This window comes from Acidovorax sp. GW821-FHT10A04, assembly GCF_059415825.1.
On record NZ_JBWKNZ010000006.1, the window covers coordinates 16,414 to 35,376 of the forward strand.

Consider the following 18,963-nt stretch of genomic DNA (forward strand, 5'->3'; position numbering starts at 1 on the left):
ATGTCCCTGGATTGCACTTGTATTGTATTGATTTATCTATGAAAACCGGCCCGCCTTAAGTCGCTTGTCGCTATGGGCGCTGCATCGATTGAATTGCATTGTATTGCACAATTCAAATTCAATACATACAATTTGCCCGTCAGCCACAAACCCCATCCAATCGGAGACAGATCCATGACACGACATTCCCCGGCAGGCACCCTCGCCTGCTCCACCCCTCTCGCCCTGCTGCTGGCCCTGGCCGGCCTTGGCGCCTGCAGTGCAGCGCAGGCGCAGTCCTCGCTCACCATCTACGGCATCGTCGACCAGGGCCTGGCGCGCGCCAACGGCGGCACCACGCCGGGTGCACTGCTGCCCGGCCGCGGCGTGACGCCGCTGGTGTGGACGCTCAAGGCTGGCAACACCTCGCGCCTGGGCTTTGCGGCGCGCGAGGACATGGGTGGCGGCCTGTACGCGCGCTTTCAGCTGGAGCACCGCTTCGCCGCCGACACCGGCGCACCCAGCAACGCCAGCGTGTACTGGCTGGGCCGCTCGGTGGTGGCCGTGGGCAGCAAGGACTGGGGCGAGGTGTATGCCGGCCGCGAATACTCGGCCGCCTACACCGTGGCGCTGAACGCCGACCCGACCTACTGGAGCTATGTGAGCCAACTCGGCTCGGCCTACACCTACGCCAACTACACGCCGGTGGCCGCCACGGTGGAGGCTTCCAACATCCGCTGGGCCAACACGGTCGGCTACAAGTCGCCCACCATCGCGGGCGTGAGCGCCGAGATCGCCGCCGCCCTGGGCGAGGGCACGCGCAGCAACGCCACCTCGGGCAACCTGCAGTACAAGAATGGCCCGGTGTGGCTGGGCGCGGCCTTCGACCGGCTCGACTCCAGCACCCACATGGCGCTGGTGGCCGGCGGCTACGATTTCGGCGTGGTGCAGGCCAAGGCCAGCTACACACGCGCCAAGGGCGGGCTCAACGGCGATGCCACGGCCTACAGCGTCTCGGCCCTGGTGCCGCTGAGCTTTGGCCGCACCTACATCATGTACGGCAGCCTCAAGCCCGCCACCCACCTCGATTCGCAGATGATCGGCCTGGGCCTGCAGTACGACCTGAGCAAGCGCACTTTGCTCTACACCAATCTGGGCACGGCCCAACGCGACGGGCTCACCCGCACCACGGCGATCGATTTCGGCGTGAAGCACACGTTCTGACCAGGAGGCATGCCATGCAACGCAGACAACTCCTGAGCCAGGCGGGCGCCATCACCGCCGGCGCACTCGCACCCGCACTGGTGGCACGCGCCCAGGGCGACAGCAGCAACAACAGCAAGCCCATCTCGCTCATCGTGGGCTACTCGGCCGGCGGCAGCGCCGACCTGGTGGCGCGCATCGTGGGTGCGGAGCTGGGCAAGCGCCTGGCGCGCACCGTCATCATCGAGAACGTGGCCGGCGCCAGCGGCATGCTGGCCGCGCAGCGCGTGCTGGGCGGCCCCACCGACGGCAGCCTGCTCTACATGGGCGGCACCGACACGGTGGTGGTGCCCATGGTCAACGCCAAGGTCAAGCTCGACTGGGAGAACGACCTGGTGCCCGTGGGCCGCATGAGCACCGTGCCCATGGTCTTCGCCGTGCCCAAGGCCGCGCCCTACACCAGCCTGACCGACCTGGTCACCGCGCTGCGCAAGGGCGGCAAGGACAGCATCAACTTCGCCACGCCGGGCATCGGCACCATGCAGCACCTGTACGGCGCACTGATCAACAAGCAGGCCCAGGTGTCCATGCTGCACGTGCCCTACCGCGGTGGCACGCACATCACCAACGACCTGGTGGGTGGCCAGGTGAACAGCGCCATGCTGGTGCTGTCCACGGCCATGCCTTTCCTCAAGGACGGCAAGATCAAGGCCCTGTCGGTGTCCGACACCGTGCGCGTGCCCCAGTTGCCCGACGTGAAGCGCATCGGCGAGGAAGACGGCTTCACCGGCATGGCCCTGCCACTGTGGCAAGGCCTGTTCCTCAAGGCCGGCACACCCACCGCCACCGTGTCTGCCTACGACAAGGCCCTGAAGGAGACGCTGGCCCAGCCCGAGCTGCGCCAAAAGCTGCTGGACGCAGGCATCACCGTGGCGCCGATGGCCGGGCCCGAGTTCAAGGCCTTCATCAAGCCGCAGGCCGCGCTGTACCGGGACATCGTGACCAGCTCCAAGATCACGATGGAGTGACGACCGCGGCGCGGCCAGGCCGCGGACCGTTTCGTTTGCGCAAGGCACTGCACTCTCCTGGTGGCTTTGGTGGTGCCTTGGTCGCTGTGGCGGGCTGTGTCAGGTTCCGATGGGGCCCTTCCATCATGCCCGCCAGTTTTTTTCCCAGCGGCTGGCCATAGCAGCCGGGCTTTGGTCTGTGCACGCTGGCAACAAGGGGGCGGTCAACGCGGCATGCATGCCGGTCAGGTAGTGGAAGTCGGCGGCGCAATCCACTTGCATCAGCGCGGCCAATCCCGTACGCTGCCCCGACGTCCACACGCAACGCTTGAGCCCTTTCGGGCCGCCGGGCCGGCCTTCCGGACGTGCAAAGGAGTCCAACCATGCCAAGCCGATCGAACGGCCTCGCGGCCGAAATGAAAGCCGTGCGAACGTTGGCGCTCGTGGGCGCCGCGGCCGCCGGCAAGACTTCGCTGGCCGAGGCCTTGCTGTACAAAGCGGGCGCCATCGGCGCTTGCGGCAGCATCGAGCGCGGCAGCACCGTCAGCGACCACGACCCGCTGGAGCGCCGCATGCAGCACTCGCTCAATGCATCGGTGATGCACCTCACGCATGGCGGCACGCGCATCCACTTCATCGACACGCCCGGCGGCCCCGACTTCCTCGGCCAGAGCCTGCCGGCGCTGGAGGCGGTCGAGACGGTGGCGGTGGTCATCAATGCCGCCACCGGCATCGAGCCGATGGCGGTGCGCATGATGGCGTACGCGGCCTCGCGCCACCTCACCCGCATGATCATCGTCAACAAGATCGACGCGCAGGGCGTCTCGCTGGCGGGCCTCTTGGCCGACATTCAGGCGACCTTCGGCCGCGAGTGCCTGCCGCTGAACCTGCCCGACGGGGTCAACCGACAGGTGATCGACTGCTTCTTCAACCGCTTCGGGCGCTCCGACTTCGGCCCCGTCGAGGCGTCGCACCGCGCGCTGGTCGAGCAGGTGGTCGAGGTCGATGCGGCCTTTGTCGACCGCTACCTTGAGGAAGGCGACGTGGACCCGTCCGAGTTGCACGCGCCGCTCGAGCAGGCGCTGCGCGAAGGTCACCTGATCCCGGTGTGCTTCGTCTCGTCGCGCAGCGGCGCCGGCGTGGCCGAGTTGCTGGACGTGATCGTCAAGCTCTTGCCCGATCCGACCGAAGCCAACCCGCCGAGCTTCATCGTTGGCGAGGGCGCAGAGGCCATGCCCATGGAGGCCAAGCCTGACCCGACGCTGCACGTGCTGGCGCATGTGTTCAAGGTCACGATCGACCCCTTTTTCGGCAAGATGGGCATCTTCCGCGTGCACCAGGGCACGGTCACGCGCGACAGCCAGCTCTACATCGGCGACGGCCGCAAGCCCTTCAAGGTGGGGCATTTGTTCATGCTCCAGGGCAAGGACCATGTCGAGGTGTCGCACGCGGCGCCGGGCGACATCGTGGCGGTGGCCAAGGTCGACGAGATCCATTTCGATGCCGTGCTGCACGATGCGGAGGAAGACAGCCATGTGCATCTTGCGCCGCTGGCGTTTCCGGTACCGGTGTACGGCCTGGCCGTGGAGCCCAAGCGCCATGGCGACGAGCAGCGCGCCTGGGAGATCTTGGGCAAGCTCGCAGCCGAAGACCCATGCCTGCGCATCGAGCACGTGGCCGCGACCAACGAGACGGTGCTCTACGGGCTGGGCGAGCTGCACCTGCGCATCGTGCTCGAACGACTGCGCGAGGTGTACCGCTTCGAGGTCCAGACGCGGCCACCGCGCATCGCCTACCGCGAGACCGTGACCGCGCCGGCCGAAGGCCACCACCGCCACAAGAAGCAGAGCGGCGGCGCCGGCCAGTTCGCCGAAGTCTTCCTGCGCATCGAGCCGCTCGCGCGCGGCGCGGGCTTCGAGTTCGCCGATGAAGTCAGGGGCGGCACGATCCCGGGCCAGTTCATCCCCGCCGTCGAGAAAGGCGTGCGCGAGGTGCTGGCGTGCGGCGCGATCGCCGGCTACCCCGTGGTCGATGTGCGCGTCGTGGTGTACGACGGAAAGCACCACAGCGTGGACAGCAAGGACATCGCCTTTGCGACCGCCGGCCGCAAGGCCTTCATGGCGGCGATTCGCGAGGCCCGGCCGGCCGTGCTCGAGCCTATCGTCCAGATCGAGATCGCCGTGCCCGAGCTTTCCGTTGGCGACGTCACGAGTGATCTGTCGTTGCGGCGCGGCATGGTCACCGGCACATCGTCGGGCTTGGGTGCCGGCACGGTGGCCATCGGCGGGCAGGTGCCCGAGGCTGAGATGGCCAACTACCAGTCGCGGCTCAATGCGATGACCAGCGGCCAGGGCCGCTACACCATCGCGTTGTCGCACTACGAGGCCGTGCCGCCGGCCGTCCAGCAGACGCTGATGGGGCAGTACCGGGTGCGCGAAGACGACTAGCAGGCGCTAGCAAAAGCGCAGCGCCATTCGACCGCGATGTCCTGTGTGCCCACAGCAGCGTGTTGCCGAGCGACCCGGCTGTTCTTTGCTGTCTCTCTCGCAGCGATCCGAAGATGAGGCAGACGCGATCTTGCAGGACAGGCTGGCCGCTCAGGCAACCCTATCGCTTTGCTTTCACACGCGCGAAGCGGCCTTCGACTTTAATTTGCCAAATGACCCGATCTGAATGGGATTCAAGGAGGTTCATGGTGGTACCACCTGCCAGAGCGGGAAGCGCAGAATGAATCAGCGAAGCCGCCCAGGGGATCACCAACCAGTTCCCTGCGCCCCAAGCCCGCGCACTGCACAATCCCTGCATGCCACCGCAGCCTTCTTCTCCCAAGTCCCACCCCTCACCACGTACACAACCCCTCTGGCTGATGCTCCTGGCACTGCTGTCAGGCTTCGCACTCAGCCAGGCCTACCGCACCACCGCCTCCATCGTGGCCCAGGGGCTGCAGGCAGACTTTGGCCTGGGGGCCTCGTCGCTGGGCGCGTTTGCCGGGCTGTTCGGCCTGTCGTTCGGCGTGGCGCAACTGCTCATGGGCATTGGCCTGGACCGCTATGGCCTGCGCCGCACGGTGCTCGCGGCCGCGCCGCTGGGCATTGCCGGGGCCGCCCTGTCGGCGCTGGCGCCCAGCCATGGCTGGCTGATGGCGGGGCAGGTGCTGATCGGGGTCGGCTACTCACCGGCGTTCGTGGCGTGCACGCTGTTCATTGCACGGTATTTTTCGGTCGAGCGCTTTGCCTTCTACTCGGGCGTAAGCATGGGCGTGGGCAGCCTGGGCCTGATCTTCACGGGCACACCGCTGGCCTGGGTGGTGCAGCACTGGGGATGGCGCACGGGCTTCGGCGTGCTCGCCGTGCTGAGCGCGCTGTCGTGGCTGCTGATTTTCGCGCTGGTGCATGAGCCAGTGGTCCCTGATGCACCGCCCACTCCCCAGGAAAGCTGGGGCCAGTCGCTCGCGCGCTTTGCCGAGTTGCTCACCGTACCGCACACCTGGGGCATCGTGGTGCTCGGCATGTCGTGCTATGCCGCGTTCCTCACGCTGCGCGGCCTGTGGCTGGGGCCCTTGTTGACCGAACGTTTTGGCTTCTCACTGCTGGACAGCGGCAACGTGGCGCTGGTCCTTTCGTTGATTGCGGTCTTCACCCCGGCTGCGTTCGGGCGCATGGACCCGGGCATCCACCGGCGCCGCGCCTGGATCGGCAACGCCTCGCTGCTGATGGCCAGCCTGTTCGCGGTGCTGGCCTTCCTGCACCATGGTGCTGCCACCGTGGCGCTCATCTTACTCATGGGGCTGTTGTCCGGCTATGGCGTGCTGCAGTACAGCGACGCACGCGCCTCCTATCCGGCCGAGATGACCGGGCGCGCACTGTCGCTGTACACCATGTCCATGTTCCTGGGCGTGGCCCTGATGCAATCGGTGACCGGCGTGGTGGCCGCCTGGGCCGGGCGATGGGGCGTCGAGCCCTACCAGACGGTGTGCCTGGCCATTGCGGCCTGGCTGGCGCTGGCTTCGCTGGCCTTCCGGCTCCTGCCGATGTCTCCTCTGATCCATCGTCGCTGAGCTTCTCTGCCTTCTTCGCATAGCGCGCTATGCCGATCAACACAAACCAGTGAGGGTGGGGTTTTGAACGAGTACTTTGAAAACCTCTTCGCCAAAGCGCTTCACCAAACATCAAGCGTAGAAAAGGCAGCTCAAACAGTTGCCGATGCGCTGTTGGATGGAAAGCCTACGCGAAACTCCAAAGCAACCGCAGCCGAGCGTCACGCCGCCTTCTGGACCTGCAGCTTTATCCGAGCACTACCTCCGTCCTGTTGGGAGCAGGAGCCGTTGGTCCTTTGCTTGGCCAGATACCTGGCACTTGACGGCGGGGCTCCAGCGAAGGAACTTCTGCCACATGTAGCGTCCAAATCGCCTGCTGCGCTCCATCGTGCAGCAAGGTATTCCGGGCTGGTGCTCAAACAGTCCTCCCGTCGCTGGCAGGAGTTTGAAGACCTTGCACTTACCCATCCCGACTCCTTCGCGGACTTCGTTGAGACCTTCCGAATCTTCGAAAGGGCACACAAGTTGAGGCTCAGTGAGGTGAGCCGAAGCCAAGCACCACTTTCCGATCTGGCGCCTGTTGAGCTGCTTGCTTACGCAAGTCTGTATGCCTTTGAGTACTTGGTTCCTCCTGCCCTAGGCTTGACCAACGATCACGCAGACACTGACATACAAGCCCACTGGGATGCCATCAATGAAGTTCTGGTTTGGAAATTGCAGACCTGCAGCCCAGACCAACTTCAGCTTGATGAAAAGACGCTCGCCTTTTCGCTGCGAGAGCACCTCACTCCATTCCTTTTGCCTTCGGAGAATGCGCCCAAAATTGATCTATATGCCTCGTTCATCCGCACTGTTGTAGGCAGAGTCGAACTGAAGAGCTTCATCGGCCAGTCCGCCGATGCCTTTAGCTACGACGACGGCATCCAGTTCGTGCGGCACGGTGATCGCCTGGAGATAGAGGAACGCGACCCAAACCGCGGCGCGGTTCGCGCGAAGGAGAGTGAGAAGCTCAATCGGCTGCACCAGTACTGGCTCTTTCGGGGCATGAACGCACTGATGGCTTCACCAGAACTACTTGCCCGGATTGGCCCGAGCAATCTTGACGCCAACCTTCAGGCGTTTGCAAAGGCAAAGGGCACTTGGTTGCATCTGCAGGAAGTCTACGGGGTCGCTGAGTCCATCACGACTGACACGGGTCTAACGGTGGACGGATTCCGTGCCATTCTTGCTCTAGAGCTCATGACAGTGTTCTACATCGTTGACTTCTTGCAGCCGTTTGTCAAAGCACTCACATCGGTTGGTGATCCGAAGCTGGCGCTGGGCCAACTGGCTTTTGACGGTCTGCGCAGCAAGGAATCGCAGAATCGCTTTCCCATCACTTGGTCAGACAGGCAGACCAAAATCTCTCGCATCAAGGCATGGACAGCGACAGAGCGGGAGCCTCGAGGAAGTTCACTGGCAGCGGAAGCCATTCTGGATTTCTGGACGAGCGACTGGAACGTCATGGCAGATCGCTCAAGGAACAAGACGCCGGGGCACATCCCGGACCTGCTTGAGCGTCCCATTTTGAAGATTGGCTCCTGCCTGTTCCAGCTACCTTGGATGATGGCATTGCAAAACAACGCGACCGCTGCCATCAACAATCTAAGGCGCATTGGAGCACACCGACGGGAGGCCCGCGAGGAAACGCAACGCATTGAGAGTCGGCTGGGTCAGCAACTGGAACAACGAGGATTTCGCGTGGTACCCAACTATCAGCCAGCCAAGCTGGACGATGAAGACCCGGGTGAAATCGACTTGGTGTGCGCCAGAGACGGGCAAGTGCTTGTGCTGGAGGTCAAGTCGACATTCATGCGCCGCTCGACCAGAGAAGCATGGATGCACAGGACATCGACGCTGCGCAAGGCCGGCTTGCAAATTGAAAGAAAAGTACGCGCTGTGGAACGCGCGCTTGCCCTCGACACCGAGTTCTCTGCAGCCTTGGGGTTTCCTGATTCATCAGCTACGGCCGGTGTCACCGGCTGGATTGTCGATACCTCTATCGAATTCGATCACGTGCGCTTCAACGGATACCTCAAGGTATCCCTGGAAGAAATGATCGTTGCCTTGAGAGACGACCGACAGTGGCTCAACGATCCTGAAGGTTTGTTCAGCAGCAAGCGAGAGGCGCGTGTAGACAGTGGACAGTCACTGCCAGAATACTCAAACTGGTCGCTCTATAAGGACGGCTTCTCAGCTTCACGACTCATCGATGTCATTGAGCAAGAGCTTGTTTGGTCACCACTGGATGGCACGGTTCCCCAACGCTGAAAACGACGCTGCTGGGCCGCAAGGGCCGAGGTTTTCGGCTATCCCCCCCGCGTCTTACGCAGAGCTCAAACACCACGCCCGAACTCTCACTCCCCCCGGGGACCCAGCACCTTCATAACGAGCCCAAACAACGAGTATGTCCTTCAGCGCATTGCCCAGCAGACCGAGAAATCCGGGAGGAAGGGTCTGCCACCCTATCCTCGCAGCGTGAGCGTTCAGCGGTTCAGCCCCGCACCACGCCCGCCAGCTTTTTCACCAGCGGCTCAATGACCTCCACCGGCACCTGCGCATAGCCCAGCAGAAAGCCGCGCCAGGGCTGGGCGCGCAGGCCCACGGCGTGCAGGCTCAGGGCCGGGGCCATGATGCCCTGCTGCGCCATGAGGCGCGCGCTCAGCGCCACGTCGTCGGCCGCGCCATCGTGCAGGCGCAGGGCCAGGTGCATGCCGGCCGTGCCGCCGTGCACGCTGGCCACGTCGCCCAGGTGCTGCGCCAGCGCGGCCACCAGCGCGTCGCGGCGCTGGCGGTACAGGCGGCGCATGCGCCGCAGGTGCAGGGCGAACTGGCCGCTCACGATGAACTCGGCCAGCGCGCGCTGCTCGGCCGTGCGCCCGCGCGGTGCCGCGCGGTCCAGCAGCAGGGCCAGCGCGGGCGCCAGGGCCGTGGGCACCACCATGAAGCCGATGCGCAGGCCCGGGAAAAACGTTTTGCTGAAGGTGCCCAGGTAGACCACGGGTGCATCGGGGGCCAGGCCCTGCATGCAGGCCATGGGCGGGCCGTCGTGGCGGAACTCGCTGTCGTAGTCGTCCTCGACCACCAGGGCGCCGGCCTGGCGTGCGCCGTCGATCAGCGCCAGGCGCCGCGCCAGGCTCAGCACGCTGCCCACCGGGTACTGGTGCGAGGGCGTGGTGTAGATGAGCCGTGGACGCTGGCGCAGCCAGTCGCTGGCGGTGGGTGCCATGCCCTCGCCGTCGACCACGATGCCCACCGTCTTGAGCTGCGCCGCGCGGAAGGCCGCCACCGCGCCCTGGTAGCCGGGGTTCTCCATCCACACCTTGTCGCCCGCATCGGCAAATGCGCGGGCGGCGAGGTCCAGGCTGCTTTGCGTGCCGTCGGTGATGAAGACTTGCGTGGCCTCCACCAGCGCGCCGCGCGCCACGCGCAGGTGACCGGCAATCGCCTCGCGCAGCGCGGGCTCGCCCGCCGGGTCGGCATAGTTGAGCTCTGCGGGCTTGAGCGAGGCCCAGGCCTTGTCCAGCGTGCGCCGCCAGCGCAGCACCGGGAAATCGCCCAGCGCCGGCACGCCCGGGGCGAACGCGGCCGAGGTTTCGGAGCCCGGCAGCGCCGGCATGTTCTGCGCGCGCCGCGACAGGCTGGCACGCGGTGCGGGTGCATCCTGCCGCGGCTCGGCGGCCGCCAGCCGCCCGGCCAGGGGTGCCACCACGCTGCCGCGCCGGCTGGCGAGGATGAAGCCCTCGCTCGCCAATTGCTCGTAGGCGTAGAGCACGCTGTTGCGCGCCACGCCCAGCTCGGCGGCCAGCGCGCGGCTGGCGGGCAGGCGTGCGCCGCTGGCCAGGGTGCCGCTGCGGATGCCCTGGCGCAGGCACTCGTGCAGCTGGCGCTGCTGCGGCCAGCGGGCGTGCGCCGGTTGCGCCTGGAAGGCGGTGAACAGCAGCTGGAATTCCATGGCGTTTCTGTGGCCCTAAAAAATAGTGGTGTCGTGGGTCTTATTCTGGCACCACGAAGGCCCTAAATTCCGCTCCCTTGTTGACCTACTCCTGATCGGAAAAACGCCCCGTGAACGACACACCTGCCACCGCCCTGCCCCCGACCGACCGCACCCGCGTGCGCCGCGTGGCCGAGAACGCCCGCTACGACCGCGCCACGCTGCACGCCATCATCGACGCGGCCTACCTGTGCCATGTAGCCTTTGCCGACGACAAGGGCACGCACTGCCTCCCCACGGCCTGCTGGCGCGAAGGGGAGCACCTTTACATCCATGGCTCCAACGGCGGGCGCCTGATCAAGTGGCTGGGCAAAGGCATCGACGCCTGCGTGACCATTACCCACCTCGACGGGCTGGTGCTGGCGCGCTCGGCCTTCAACCACTCGATGAACTACCGCTCGGCCATGGTGTATGGCCGCTTCGAGCCCGTGGCCGACAAGCACGCATCGCTGGCGGCGCTGATGGACCACCTGGCCCTGGGCCGCCAAGCCGAGATCCGCCCAGGCAACGACAAGGAGTTTGCCGCCACCACCGTGATGCGCATCGCCCTCGATGAAGCCGCCTGCAAGGTGCGCAGCGGCCCGCCGGTGGACGATGAAGAAGACATGCAGCACCCGGTGTGGGCCGGCGTGCTGCCGCTGGTGCAGGTGCGCGGCGCGCCCGTGGCCGACCCGCTGAACACGGTGGCCACGCCAGGCTATGTGGCCGCCTGGGCTGCCGAAGCTCAGGCCTTGTAGATCAGCGCAGCCGCCCGCGCTTCCATCGCCAGGCCCTGCCCCACGGGGCCCAGTCGCTCGGCTGTCTTGGCCTTCACGTTGACCTGGTCGGGCTCCACCCCCAGCGCCTTGGCAATGCACTCGCGCATGCCCGGGATGTGCGCAGCCAGGCGCGGGGCCTGGGCCACCACGGTGCTGTCGACATTGCCGATGGTGTAGCCCGCGGCACGCACGCGGCGCGCGGCCTCGGCCAGCAGCACGGCCGAGTCGACCCCGCGGAACTGGGCGTCGGTGTCCGGGAAATGCCGCCCGATGTCGCCCAAGCCTGCCGCACCCAGGATGGCGTCGGTGATGGCGTGCAGCAGCACGTCGGCATCGGAATGGCCGAGCAGTCCCATGGTGTGGGGAATGGTCACGCCGCCGATCACCAGAGCGCGCCCGGGCACCAAAGCGTGCGTATCCCAACCCTCGCCAATCCTGAAATTCATGTGTTCCTTTGTCCCGCACCCACACGGGGCGGCTTAAAAAATCGTCTTGCGACCGGTCTCGCTGGCACCCAGCCCGCGCTCGCCGCCAAAGCGCGACAGCGTGGTGCCGTAGCCGCGCTGGGCCAGCACGGCCTCGGCCAGCGCGAAGTCGTCGGGGTAGGTGACCTTGAAGTTCTGCGCGCCGCCGGGCACCAGGCGCGGGTGCAGGCCCATGGCTTCCATGGCGCTGGCCTCGTCGGTCACGTTGGTACCCACCTTGGCCAGTGCGTCGAGCAGGGGGCCGATGCGGAACATCTGCGGTGTCTGCGCCAGCCACTTGTTGCTGCGGTCCACCGTAGAGGCCACGCGCACGCCGCCGGGCCCGTCGATGGAGGTCTTGAGCGTGTCGGCCAGTTGATGGGCCAGCAGGCCGCCCACGGAATCGTGCGCGCAGGCATCGATGAGCCGGTCGATCTGCTCGGCCGTGACCAGGCATCGCGCCGCATCGTGCACCAGCACCCAGTCATCGCGCTGGGCGCCCCGCTCCTGCAATGCCCTGAGGCCGCCCTGCACGGTGGCTGCGCGCGTGGGGCCCCCGCAATCCACCACGAAGTACGAGGGGTGCTCGTGCGCATCCAGGTAGCGATCGCCCGGTGCCACGGCCACCAGCGTGCCGGCCAGGCGGCCCACGCCCGCAAAGGCGGCCAGCGTGTGCATGACCATGGGGTGGCCCGCCACCAGGTGGTACTGCTTGGGCAACTGCTGCGGGGCTGGCGCAAGGGGCTCGCCCGCGGCCCCGGCCAGCGCGCCGAAGGCCGAGATGGTGGAGCCCGCCGGTGCCGCAGGGGGCGCCGCCACCGCGCGCGAGCCCGTACCCGCACAGGGCACCAGGGCCCAGAAGCGCCCCGGCCCCGACGTGGGGGCGTGCGGGGTGGCGAGCGAGGGTTGCAGCAGCGGGTCGATGGTCATGAGGGGGCCATTTTAAGAGCGTTGACCCCGTTCCACGCCCGGTGCCTCAAGGCCGCTCGTGCAGGAACCAGGTGCCATGCCCGACCAGCCCCAGCGCATGGTGGCGCAGCGCGATGCCGGGCAGGGCCAGGGTGCAGGGCGCGGCCAGGTCGTGCTCGCGTGCCAGCGCCAGGGCGGTGTCGAAGTCTTCGGGCGGCCGGCGCACCGCGAATTCGAGCATGGTGCCGTAGTGGGCCCACAGCTCGGCGCCGTGCTGCTCGCGCCAGCGGCGCAGCAGCGCGATGAAGCCGTCGGCGGGGCCGCGCTCCATGCCGTACCAGTGCAGGTAGGCCAGCGCTTCTTCGCTGTGGGGCGTGGGCAGCAGCACCAGCCAGGCGTTGTCGGGGTCGAAGCGCTCCTGGCGGCCGCGCTCAGGGTCGGCGGCGCCATGGGATGCTTCGAGCGCGGCCAGCCAGTGCTCGAAGCGCAGGCGGTCGCCCGCACAGTCGGCCCAGGCGGCGTCGAACCCTGCTGCGTCGGGCGAGACACCTGCCGCCGCGAGTTCGCCGCGCCAGGCCTGCAACTGGTCCTCTTCCTCCAGGGGGTACGAGCCCTCCACCAGCTCGGCCAGCAGGTCTTCGGGGTCGAAGCCGCGCGCGGTCGAGACAAAGGAACGGGGCGACACATCGTCGCGCGCCGCACCCTGCTCATAGGGGAAGCGCATGAACAGGTCTTCAGCCAGTGCCTCGGCGTCCGGTGCCTCGGTGCTCCCGGTCCAGAGGGTCGTCACCACGGGCCAGCGGCCGCTGCCCAGCTCCACCAGCGTGCGCGCCGCCTGCCACAGCGCCTCGCGTTCCAGCACGGGCGCCTGGGCCGCCCAGGCAATTTCGCCACTGGCCGCGCCCGCATGGCCAGGTACCGGCAGCGCCAGCCAGTCGAGTACCGCCAGCGGCGTGCCCTGCAGGCGGGCCCGCCAGGCGTCGCGCGACTCCGTGGGCGTGCCCGCCACCACCACGGGCGGTGCAGGCACGGCCCCAGGTGCAGGGGCCGCTCGGGTAGCCAGGGCCGCACGCCATGCGGCCACGGCCTGCGCATCCACGCCCACGGCCTGCGCCAGGCGGCCCGCGCGCAGCAGCTGGCCAGTGGCAGGCACCACGGCCAGGTCGAGCAGCCCGCTGGCAGCGGCCGGTGCGTCGTGGGCCAGCCAGGCGGCTGCCACCTCGGTGGCGTCGCCCTCACGCCCCTGCCCTGCCAGCAACAGCCAGCTGGCCTGCCAGATGCTGTGCACCAGGTAGCCACCGGCAAAGCCCGTGGCACGCAGGTAGCCGGCCATGGCACGCGCGATGTCCAAGGTGTCCGTGGCCTCGGCCACGGGCGCAACGTCGATCTGGCCGGCCGACTGCAGCTGCGCCAGCATGGCGGCCACCTCGTCTTCGGGCAGGCCCAGGGCGATCAGGTCGTCGGCTGTGGGCACCTCGTCGCCCATGGCCTGCGATGCCGTACCCCACTGCCGGGCGATGCGCGTCTTGAGCACCAGCTCTGCATCCATGCAAAAAACGCCAAAAGCCCGGTGCGGCTGCGGCTCGCCCGCCGCACCCTGGCGCTGCACCAGGGTGGCGAGGAAGTCGGGCGACCAGCCCTCGCCTGCGGGCGCCAGCTGCAGGCGGCCCGGCAGGGCCAGGGACTGCAGCAGTTGCCCGGACTGCTCGCTGGCCCAGTCGGCCAGTTGCGCGGTGTCCATCGCCTCCTGCTCGCCCACCGCAGGGCAAGCCTTGCCGGCCAGCAGGGCCACCAGGGGCAGCAGCCGCTGCACCTGCGTCACCAGCGCGCCATGCGCCGGCAGACGCCATGCGCCTTCGCGCTGCAGCAGCAGGTAGAGCGCGGCCAGGGCCTCGCCCGCGTGGCCGGCCACGGCGGCCAGTCGGGCATTGGCCAGCAGTTCGTCCAGGGCGCTGTCCAGATGCCGGTCGTGCAGGTGCTGCGTGCTCAGTGTGCTCAAGGGGCTTCCTCCTCCTGGCGCGGGAGTGTAAGACGCCCACCTGCGGCCAGGAGCGCCGGCCGACGAGTGAAAGGCCAGGGGCGACCAACGGTGCGGCACTTGTCACAACTTGTACGCAGGGGCCGAAATCCATGCTGACACACCCTGGAGCAAAGATGCCCTGCACCACCTAAAATGCCCCGTTGCCCCCCATCCAGCCCGTGCGCGTCTCGCGCCCCTGGGGATGCGGTGGCCCAGACGACCGACTCCGTCCGCATGGAACTGCCCAAACTCTCCCCCGGAAAACGCTTCACCCTGCCCCGCCCCGTGGGCAGTGCCGATTCGCTGCTGCTGGCCCGCCTGGCCGAACGTGACAAGGCAGCGGGCCGCACCACCGCCATCGTCACGGCCGATGCCACCGATGCGCAGCGCCTCATCGAGGAAATGGCGTTCTTCGCGCCCACCCTGCGCTGCGCGCTGTTCCCGGACTGGGAGACGCTGCCCTACGACACCTTCTCGCCGCACCAGGACCTGATCAGCGAGCGCCTGGCCACGCTGTGGCGCATCAGCCAGAAGGACAAGGACACCGGCGCCGACGTAGTGCTGGTGCCCGCCACCACGGCGCTGTACCGCCTCGCCCCGCCGTCCTTCCTGGCCGGCTACACCTTCCATTTCAAGGTCAAGCAAAAGCTCGACGAGGCGAAGTTCAAGGCCCAGCTCACGCTGGCCGGCTACAGCCATGTCTCCCAGGTCGTGAGCCCGGGCGAGTACGCGGTGCGCGGCGGGCTGATCGACCTGTTCCCCATGGGCTCGCTGGTGCCCTTCCGGGTGGACCTGTTCGACAACGAGATCGACAGCATCCGCACCTTCGACCCCGACAGCCAGCGCAGCCTGTACCCCGTGCCCGAGGTGCGCCTCTTGCCCGGCCGCGAGTTCCCCATGGACGACGAGGCGCGCGCCAAGTTCCGCAGCCGCTGGCGCGAAATGCTCGAAGGCGACCCGACCAAGAGCCGCATCTACAAGGACATGGGCGCTGGCGTGGCCACCGCCGGCATCGAGTACTACCTGCCGCTGTTCTTCGACGAGACGGCCACCGTGTTCGACTACCTGGGCGGCGAAGCCACCGTGGTACTGCACGGCGACCTGGAGCCCGCCTTCCAGCGCTTCTGGCAGGACACGAAAGACCGCTTTCGCCTGGTGCAGGGCGACCCCGAGCGCCCGACCTTGCCGCCCGAGGCGCTGTTCCTCTCGGCCGACCAGTTCTACACGCGCGCCAAGGAGCATGCGCAGCTGTCCATCCGCCCCGGCGTGGAGGACGTGGATGACAACCCGCACTTCCACAAGCTCGGCGACCTGTCGGTGGTGCGCGGGGCCGAGGACCCGCTGGCCCGCCTGCACGCCCACATCCGCAACACGCAACACCGCGTGCTGCTGCTGGCCGAAAGCGCCGGCCGGCGCGAGAGCCTGCTCGACTTTCTGCGCGCCAGCGGCGTGAACCCGCCGGCCTTCGACTCGCTGGCCGAGTTCCAGGGCACGGCCGACGAAAAGGTGGGCATCGCCACCGCCGGCCTCACCGTGGGCTTCAGCTGGGTCGAGGACGGCATCGACTTCGTCACCGAGACCGAGCTGTTTGCCGCCGGCCCCACCACGCGCCGGCGCAAGAAGCAGGAGCAGGTGAGCGACGTCGAGGCGCTGATCAAGGACCTGGCCGAGCTCAACGTGGGCGACCCCGTGGTACACAGCGCGCACGGCATCGGCCGCTACCGCGGCCTGGTCAACATGGACGTGGGCAACAAGAACCCCGACGGAACGCCCGCCATGCAGGAGTTTCTGCACCTGGAGTACGCCGACAAGGCCGTGCTCTACGTGCCCGTGAGCCAGCTGCAGCTGATCAGCCGCTACACCGGCGTGAGCGCCGACGAGGCGCCGCTGCACAAGCTCGGGAGTGGCCAGTGGGAAAAGGCCAAGCGCAAGGCCGCCGAGCAGGTGCGCGACAGCGCGGCCGAGCTGCTCAACATCTACGCACGCCGCGCGGCGCGCGAGGGCCATGCCTTCCGCTACAGCCCGCAGGACTACGAGACCTTTGCCAACGACTTCGGCTTTGAGGAAACCGCCGACCAGAACGCCGCCATCCATGCGGTGATCCAGGACATGATCAGCCCCCGCCCCATGGACCGCCTGGTCTGCGGCGACGTGGGCTTCGGCAAGACCGAGGTGGCGCTGCGCGCGGCCTTCGTCGCCGTCACGGGCGGCAAGCAGGTGGCCTTCCTCGCGCCCACGACCCTGCTGGCCGAGCAGCACTACCAGACCCTGGTGGACCGCTTTGGCAAGTGGCCGGTGAAGGTGGCCGAGGTGTCGCGCTTTCGCTCGGGCAAGGAGATCACCTCGGCCATCAAGGGCATCGGCGACGGCACGGTGGACATCGTGGTCGGCACGCACAAGCTGCTTTCCGAATCCACCAAGTTCCACAACCTGGGCCTGCTCATCATCGACGAGGAGCACCGCTTCGGCGTGCGCCACAAGGAGCAGATGAAGGCCCTGCGCGCCGAGGTGGACGTGCTCACCCTCACGGCCACGCCCATCCCGCGCACCCTGGGCATGGCGCTCGAAGGCCTGCGCGACCTGTCGGTCATCGCCACCGCCCCGCAGAGGCGCCTGGCGATCAAGACCTTCGTGCGCAACGAGGGCACGGGCGTGATCCGCGAGGCGGTGCTGCGCGAACTGAAGCGCGGCGGGCAGGTCTACTTCCTGCACAACGAGGTGGAGACCATCGAGAACCGCCGCCAGAAGCTCGAAGAAATCCTGCCCGAAGCCCGCATCGCCGTGGCCCACGGCCAGATGCCCGAGCGCGAGCTCGAACGCGTGATGCGCGACTTCGTGGCCCAGCGCTACAACATCCTCTTGTGCTCGACCATCATCGAGACCGGGATCGACGTGCCCACGGCCAACACCATCATCATGAGCCGCGCCGACAAGTTCGGCCTGGCGCAGCTGCACCAGCTGCGCGGCCGCGTGGGCCGCAGCCACCACCAGGCGTATGCCTACCTCATGGTGCCCGACACCGAGGGCCTGACCAAGCACGCCGCCCAGCGCCTGGACGCCATCCAGCAGATGGAGGAACTGGGCAGCGGCTTCTACCTGGCCATGCACGACCTGGAGATCCGCGGCGCCGGCGAGGTGCTGGGCGAGAACCAGAGCGGCAACATGCTGGAGGTGGGCTTTCAGCTGTACAACGAGATGCTCAACGAAGCCGTCAAGGCGCTCAAGGCCGGCAAGGAGCCGGACCTGCTCTCGCCCCTGTCGGTCACCACCGACATCAACCTGCACGCCCCCGCCCTGCTGCCCGACGACTACTGCGGCGACGTGCACCTGCGCCTGTCGTTCTACAAGAAGTTGGCCACGGCCAAGAACCCCGACCAGATCGACGGCCTGCTCGAAGAGATCGTGGACCGCTTCGGCAAGCTGCCGCCGCAGGCCCAGACCCTCATCGACGTGCACCGCCTGCGTGTGCTAAGCCAGCCCTATGGCGTGGTCAAAGTGGATGCCGCCCCGGGCGTCATCAACATCACCTTCAAGCCGCAGCCGCCCATCGACCCGATGCGCATCATCGAGCTGATCCAGAAGAACAAGCACATCAAGCTGGCGGGCAACGAGAAGCTGCGCATCGAACGCGAGCTCAAGGACCCCAAGGACCGCGCCCAGATGGTGCGCGACATCCTGCGCTCGCTGGGGCAGCCGCAGCCGGCCACCGCCTGAGATTGCAGGCGGCGGGCGCATCTGGCACGATCCCTGCAAAGGCATTGTTGACATGACCAGCCCCGCCGCCCCGCGCCCACCCCAGCTCTCGCCCAAGCTGCCCCAGTTGGCGGCCCAGGGCTTTGCGCTGCGCCACAGCCGCCATGCGCACTACGAGTTCGACTGGCATGTGCACGACTGCGCCATGCTGCTGTGGCCGCGCAAGGGCGCGCTGCACAGCGCCTGGCAGCCGGAAGGCGAACCGGGTGGCGCGGGTGGCTTCGAGCAGATGCTGCTCACGCGCAGCCAAGCCATCCTGCTGCCCGTCTCAACGGCCCACCGCACACAGTCCACCACACAGCAGCAGGAGCACGGCGAGCTCTACCTGGCGCCCGAGATCGCGCGTGCGCTCACCGGCCGGGGTGCCCTGCGGCTCGATGCCGCAGCGCTGGCCATGCTGGACGCGCTGCTGGCCCCCGCCCTCGACCCGCGCGCCGCCGAGCCGCTGGTACAGGCCGTGGTGCGGCAGATCACCCGCGCCCGCCCGCTGGAACTGGCGCGGCCCCGCTCCCCCGCACGGCAGATGGCGGCGCGCTTTGCCCAGGCGCTGGACTGGAACGAGCCCCTGCCCGGCATCGATGCCATCGCCTGCGAGCTGGGCACCTCCACACGCCAGCTGCAGCGCGCCTGCCAGGACGAATTCGGCCAGAGCCCCGTGGCGCTGCGCCGGCAGATGCTGGCCGCGCATGCGCGCCGCTTGCTGGCCATGGGCCTGCCGCTGGCGCAGGTGAGCGTGCAGCTCGGGTTTGCGACCAGCGGCCACCTCACGCGCCTGCTGAAAGCCGTAGCGCACTGACGCGC

At 67.5% G+C, this 18,963-nt stretch carries 12 protein-coding genes; 8 read left to right on the top strand and 4 right to left on the bottom strand.

Going from position 1 to position 18,963, the window contains the following annotated elements:
- Positions 1-174: 174 nt before the first annotated feature.
- The 5 genes from AC07PF_RS14175 (at position 175) to AC07PF_RS14195 (ending at position 8,535) form a co-directional block, all read left to right on the top strand.
- A complete protein-coding gene (locus tag AC07PF_RS14175) occupies positions 175-1,203 on the top strand; it encodes a porin (RefSeq protein ID WP_494612300.1) in 1,029 nt (342 codons plus the stop codon).
- Between the two features lie 14 nt (positions 1,204-1,217).
- Positions 1,218-2,210, top strand: coding sequence for a Bug family tripartite tricarboxylate transporter substrate binding protein (locus AC07PF_RS14180; RefSeq protein ID WP_007850787.1), 993 nt, complete (start codon positions 1,218-1,220; stop codon positions 2,208-2,210).
- Between the two features lie 362 nt (positions 2,211-2,572).
- Complete coding sequence (fusA, locus tag AC07PF_RS14185) at positions 2,573-4,636, top strand: elongation factor G (RefSeq protein ID WP_007850791.1); 2,064 nt, start codon at positions 2,573-2,575, stop codon at positions 4,634-4,636.
- A 419-nt stretch (positions 4,637-5,055) separates the two neighbouring features.
- Entirely contained in the window at positions 5,056-6,246 is a 1,191-nt protein-coding gene (locus AC07PF_RS14190; protein ID WP_494612301.1) for an MFS transporter, read from the top strand.
- A gap of 63 nt (positions 6,247-6,309) precedes the next feature.
- Positions 6,310-8,535, top strand: coding sequence for a hypothetical protein (locus tag AC07PF_RS14195; protein WP_494612302.1), 2,226 nt, complete (start codon positions 6,310-6,312; stop codon positions 8,533-8,535).
- A gap of 223 nt (positions 8,536-8,758) precedes the next feature.
- Here the strand turns inward: AC07PF_RS14195 and pdxR are convergent, their stop codons facing one another.
- Positions 8,759-10,219, bottom strand: a complete 1,461-nt coding sequence (gene pdxR, locus AC07PF_RS14200; RefSeq protein WP_494612303.1) for a MocR-like pyridoxine biosynthesis transcription factor PdxR — start codon at positions 10,217-10,219, stop codon at positions 8,759-8,761.
- A 110-nt stretch (positions 10,220-10,329) separates the two neighbouring features.
- On the opposite strand from pdxR, the gene AC07PF_RS14205 reads away from it, so the two are divergent.
- The gene (locus tag AC07PF_RS14205) at positions 10,330-10,995 is read left to right on the top strand and encodes a pyridoxamine 5'-phosphate oxidase family protein (protein WP_494612304.1); all 666 of its coding nucleotides are present in this window, start codon (positions 10,330-10,332) and stop codon (positions 10,993-10,995) included.
- Here AC07PF_RS14205 and ispF read toward each other — a convergent pair.
- From ispF to AC07PF_RS14220, 3 genes are read right to left on the bottom strand one after another with little or no spacing between them, the layout of a single operon-like run.
- Positions 10,983-11,462 carry a 2-C-methyl-D-erythritol 2,4-cyclodiphosphate synthase gene (ispF, locus tag AC07PF_RS14210; protein WP_494612305.1) on the bottom strand — a complete coding sequence of 160 codons (480 nt, stop codon included), beginning with the start codon at positions 11,460-11,462 and terminating at the stop codon, positions 10,983-10,985. The genes AC07PF_RS14205 and ispF overlap by 13 nt on opposite strands.
- Before the next feature lie 33 nt (positions 11,463-11,495).
- Positions 11,496-12,410, bottom strand: a complete 915-nt coding sequence (locus tag AC07PF_RS14215) for an IspD/TarI family cytidylyltransferase (protein ID WP_494612306.1) — start codon at positions 12,408-12,410, stop codon at positions 11,496-11,498.
- 46 nt (positions 12,411-12,456) lie between these two features.
- Positions 12,457-14,388 carry a DUF4253 domain-containing protein gene (locus tag AC07PF_RS14220; protein ID WP_494612307.1) on the bottom strand — a complete coding sequence of 644 codons (1,932 nt, stop codon included), beginning with the start codon at positions 14,386-14,388 and terminating at the stop codon, positions 12,457-12,459.
- A gap of 255 nt (positions 14,389-14,643) precedes the next feature.
- On the opposite strand from AC07PF_RS14220, the gene mfd reads away from it, so the two are divergent.
- Both mfd and AC07PF_RS14230 read left to right on the top strand, forming a co-directional pair.
- The gene (mfd, locus tag AC07PF_RS14225) at positions 14,644-18,123 is read left to right on the top strand and encodes a transcription-repair coupling factor (protein ID WP_007851506.1); all 3,480 of its coding nucleotides are present in this window, start codon (positions 14,644-14,646) and stop codon (positions 18,121-18,123) included.
- A gap of 52 nt (positions 18,124-18,175) precedes the next feature.
- The gene (locus tag AC07PF_RS14230) at positions 18,176-18,958 is read left to right on the top strand and encodes a helix-turn-helix transcriptional regulator (RefSeq protein WP_494612308.1); all 783 of its coding nucleotides are present in this window, start codon (positions 18,176-18,178) and stop codon (positions 18,956-18,958) included.
- The last annotated feature ends 5 nt before the right edge of the window (positions 18,959-18,963 follow it).

Bases quoted from the DNA above. Each gene is read 5' to 3' on its own strand.
- pdxR (WP_494612303.1), bottom strand. From the start codon at position 10,219: ATGGAATTCCAGCTGCTGTTCACCGCCTTCCAGGCGCAACCGGCGCAC.
- AC07PF_RS14190 (WP_494612301.1), top strand. From the start codon at position 5,056: ATGCTCCTGGCACTGCTGTCAGGCTTCGCACTCAGCCAGGCCTACCGC.
- AC07PF_RS14215 (WP_494612306.1), bottom strand. From the start codon at position 12,410: ATGACCATCGACCCGCTGCTGCAACCCTCGCTCGCCACCCCGCACGCC.
- AC07PF_RS14230 (WP_494612308.1), top strand. From the start codon at position 18,176: ATGACCAGCCCCGCCGCCCCGCGCCCACCCCAGCTCTCGCCCAAGCTG.
- mfd (WP_007851506.1), top strand. From the start codon at position 14,644: ATGGAACTGCCCAAACTCTCCCCCGGAAAACGCTTCACCCTGCCCCGC.
- ispF (WP_494612305.1), bottom strand. From the start codon at position 11,462: ATGAATTTCAGGATTGGCGAGGGTTGGGATACGCACGCTTTGGTGCCC.
- AC07PF_RS14180 (WP_007850787.1), top strand. From the start codon at position 1,218: ATGCAACGCAGACAACTCCTGAGCCAGGCGGGCGCCATCACCGCCGGC.
- AC07PF_RS14175 (WP_494612300.1), top strand. From the start codon at position 175: ATGACACGACATTCCCCGGCAGGCACCCTCGCCTGCTCCACCCCTCTC.
- fusA (WP_007850791.1), top strand. From the start codon at position 2,573: ATGCCAAGCCGATCGAACGGCCTCGCGGCCGAAATGAAAGCCGTGCGA.